Annotated in this window: 3 protein-coding genes and 1 pseudogene (1 of these 4 cut by a window edge); 2 read left to right on the forward strand and 2 right to left on the reverse strand. The window is 62.0% G+C overall.

All coding sequences use genetic code 11. The annotated features are described in order from the left end of the window. Nucleotides 1–409, reverse strand: a pseudogene (locus OC446_RS28925) (MarC family protein); it reaches 200 nt to the left of the window's first position. A 69-nt stretch (nucleotides 410–478) separates the two neighbouring features. Between OC446_RS28925 and OC446_RS28930 the strand changes: the two are divergent. Next, on the forward strand, nucleotides 479–1333 hold the full coding sequence (locus tag OC446_RS28930; RefSeq protein WP_262032378.1) for a protein phosphatase 2C domain-containing protein: 855 nt from the start codon (nucleotides 479–481) through the stop codon (nucleotides 1331–1333). A 119-nt stretch (nucleotides 1334–1452) separates the two neighbouring features. Next, nucleotides 1453–2214, forward strand: coding sequence for an SIMPL domain-containing protein (locus OC446_RS28935; RefSeq protein WP_262032379.1), 762 nt, complete (start codon nucleotides 1453–1455; stop codon nucleotides 2212–2214). 201 nt (nucleotides 2215–2415) lie between these two features. On the opposite strand, the gene rnk is transcribed toward OC446_RS28935, so the two are convergent. Further along, a complete protein-coding gene (gene rnk / locus OC446_RS28940) occupies nucleotides 2416–2844 on the reverse strand; it encodes a nucleoside diphosphate kinase regulator (protein ID WP_262032380.1) in 429 nt (142 codons plus the stop codon). Nucleotides 2845–3462: the final 618 nt, after the last annotated feature.

Consider the following 3462-nt stretch of genomic DNA (forward strand, 5'->3'; position numbering starts at 1 on the left):
ATTTTTTTTTTTTGGCCGTGATGGCGCCGGGACCCGCCATCAGCGGAATGGCGAGCGGAAAGGCCGCGACGTTGCGGATATGATCCTCCGTGATGGCGATGTCGGCCGTATGCTGCTTGCGCTCGTTGCGGCGCTCGAACACCATCTCGAAGGCGATCCAGAACAGCAGCAGGCCGCCGGAGATGCGGAAGGCCGGAATGCCGACCCCGAGAAGCCGCAGCAGCACCTCGCCCCCCAGACCGAAGAAGGCCAGGATGCCGAAGGCGATCATGCAGGCCCGCATCGAGACCCGGCGGCGCTCCTGTGCGTTCATCCCCCGGGTCAGCGAGACGAAAATCGGCGCCAGAGCCACCGGGTCGAGGGTGACGAGTAGGGTCACGAGAGCGGCGGATATGTAGTCGAGGAGCATCGGCTGGACCTTCCCTTAAGCTTTGCTTTATGGGGTCATCAGGCGGATTTGACGAGGGGCGATGCGACAATGTTCACTGTTTTGGATCGGATCAGCTGGCCGGGGCACCCGGACAAGCCCAACGAGGACATCTGCGGCGTCTCCGGCGACTGGGCCTGGGTGATCGATACATCGATCTTTCCCGGCACCAAGCCCGTCATGCACGAGAAGAGCGACGCCGCCTGGCTCGCCCGGTTCGCGAACGAGCGGCTCTCCGATCTCGCCCCGCAGGCGCAGGATGGAGTCGCCCTCCTGCGGCACGTCATGGAGGAGGCCCGCACCGCCTATCGGGCCGTCGCGCCCGCAGAGCGGCACGAGGATTTCGTCGCCTGGCCTCTCGGAGCCATGACGCTAGTGCGCCGCAACGGCAGCGTTCTCGACGCCTGGACCTTCGGCGACACCACGGCCTATCTCCGCCAGCCGGACGGATCGGTGCAGGTCCTGGGCGATGCCCCCGGCCTGCGCGAGGCGGAGGCTTCGAAGGCGGCTGAACTGATGCGGCAGGCAGGCTCCCGGCCGACGGCCATCCTCGACGAGCCCGTCTTCCTCGCATGGCTCGGCGAGCGCCGGGAGCGCCAGCGCAAAAGCGGCGTACCGGCGGCGCTCCTGAGCCTCGACCCCGATGCGGTCGGCCGCCTGCGCCACGAGACGGCGCCCTGCGAAGAGGGAACGGCGATCCTCCTCGCCTCGGACGGCTTTTCGGCCCTCGTCGATCTCTACAGGGCCATGGACGCCAAGGCCCTGATGGAAGCCGCCCTCGCCACGGGCCTCGAAAGCCTGGCGAAGCTGGCGCGGGAGATCGAGACCGAGCGCGACCCGGAAGGCCGGCTCTTCCCGCGCTTCAAGTCCAGCGACGACACGACGGCGCTGCTGCTGCGGGCCTGAGAGAGCAAATTGGTGAAGAGCACCAGAAAGTTAGCATCAATTTATGGTATGAAATAACATTAAATAATTGTACAGATTTAGAATATGGCGCTCCGTCTCTCTTATAATTCTGGCTGGTCATGATTTTGCGCTCTGTTCTCGTAGCTCTTGTTTCCTGCGGTAGTGTTGTTCCAGCCGCTGCTGAACCGATATCTTCCGATGGCGGGCGAGAACCTATCCTCTCAGTACTTGGGAGAGGCACCTATGAAGCAAAGCCGGATGTCGCCCGTTTCCGTGCCACGGTTGCAACCGAAGAAAAAAGCTTGGAAGCAGCTATGCGACAGCACGGCGAACGAGCTGCCCGGGCCGCAGCAGTCCTACAGGAGTTAAGATCATCAGGTCTGGAGATCGAGAAGAGCAACTTCAGAACGAGTGAGAATAGGTTCTTGAAACCTGTAACCTCTGAAGAGTTGGCACGCGGGTTGCGTCCTGAGAGCATCATTCAAGGCTATACAGCTACGACCGAGTTTCATTTAAGGACAACCTCTCTTGAAAACCTCAATCAGGTCGTAACAAAATTGGCCGCTTCAGCCCTCTTCAATCTTCAGACTGTTCAGTTCAATGTTCTTCAGGAGCGCGCAGCTTTGAATCATGCTCGGCGTGCCGCGATGCTCGATGCACGCGAGCAAGCGCGGGCATATGCTGAACCGGTTAACTTGAAGCTAGGCCAAATTGTTGCGATCACGGACGGAGAAGCACGGTCCCCGGAGGGGGAAGCAGATCTTCCGGCTAGGCGTGCGGGTAGCGGCGGTCCTTACTCTGTCCAGATCGTTCCACCATCGATCGTCGAATTTACCGCGTCAGTGAACGTAACTTGGAGGATAGGCCAGGACGGACCTTAGGAGACAATCGCCGCTCCACTTTTGTTGAAACATCTCCAGGCTTCTCCTGTGAAAGTGGTGCATATCCGTCGGATGTCATTTTAGGAGAGCTCAGCGAGGAGGGGGATCCATGACCAAGCAAGCTGCCATGGATCCCGCTTGGCTGATGCCCTCGCTGGAACGACATCAGGCATGCCTTGTGCAAGTCTAAACACAGCTTGCTCAGACCGGCTCGCGCTCCATCGCGGCCGGGCTCCTGACCTGCAGGACCGTCAATCGGCGCGTTTCGCCGGTGCGCGTGGTCCAGTCGATGGATTGACCGATCGGGAGGCCGATGAGGGCGGTTCCAATCGGGGTCAGCACCGAGACCCGTCCCTTCGCGATGTCGGCTTCGTGCGGGTAGACCAGGGTCACGGTCTGCACCCGTCCGGTCGTATCGTCCCGGAAATCGACCTCGCAGCTCATATGGACGGCGTCCGGGCGCTGCTTCCCGCCAGCCAGGACATGGGCCCGGTCGAGTTCGCCGGAGAGCTCCTGGGCGACATCCGGCATCGTGTGCATGGCCGCCTCTGCCAGCTTTGTCAGCTTGTCATAATCGGCCGCCGTCAGCGTGATCCGTGGCTTGGCGGTGCCGGATGCTTTTCTGGACATGTCCTGTCTCCTGCTCATGAAAGTGCCGCAGCGCGAGGCGCTGCAATGGGCGCCGGAACCGTCATCGAATTCCGGTCGTTCGGGGGAGCGATGCGCTCGCGCATCGAAGTTTCAGATAGCTTCGCCGGCGACGCTGCGGTGAGGCGAAGGGCCCGGGTGATCCGGCGCAGGGTGCGAGCCTCGAGAGGCGCGGTGCACGTAGCGGCAACCCGGCCCCGTGGGACGTGCTGCATGTCAGATCACTGGGAAAGCGCCCCGAGCTCGGGGGCGCGGACGCGCGTTGAGCTCGGGGCTACTTGCCCGCGATGAGGTTGCCCGCCCGATGCAGGCCGCGACGGTATCGTAAGAAGCTCAACATGATGAACCGAGGCTCCTACACCTCAAGGCGTTTGTCAAATGATCTCCGGCGACGCTGCGCACCCGCCTGGGAGAGTGAGCGCGCGGTTCGGACGACGCCACGCCGTGGCCATCCCGGACTTGATCTAGGATCTGTTCCGGCCTTCCGCGCCATCCCTCGCAAACCCTCCGCCCTCATCCTGAGGAGCGAAGCGTCTCGAAGGACGAGGGCTCAGGATGGTCGGTCAGCATTATGTTCTTACTTTGTTCTTGACAGCGAGA

It is taken from the genome of Microvirga sp. Mcv34 (assembly GCF_024519725.1).
In the GTDB taxonomy this organism is placed as follows: Bacteria; Pseudomonadota; Alphaproteobacteria; order Rhizobiales; family Beijerinckiaceae; genus Microvirga.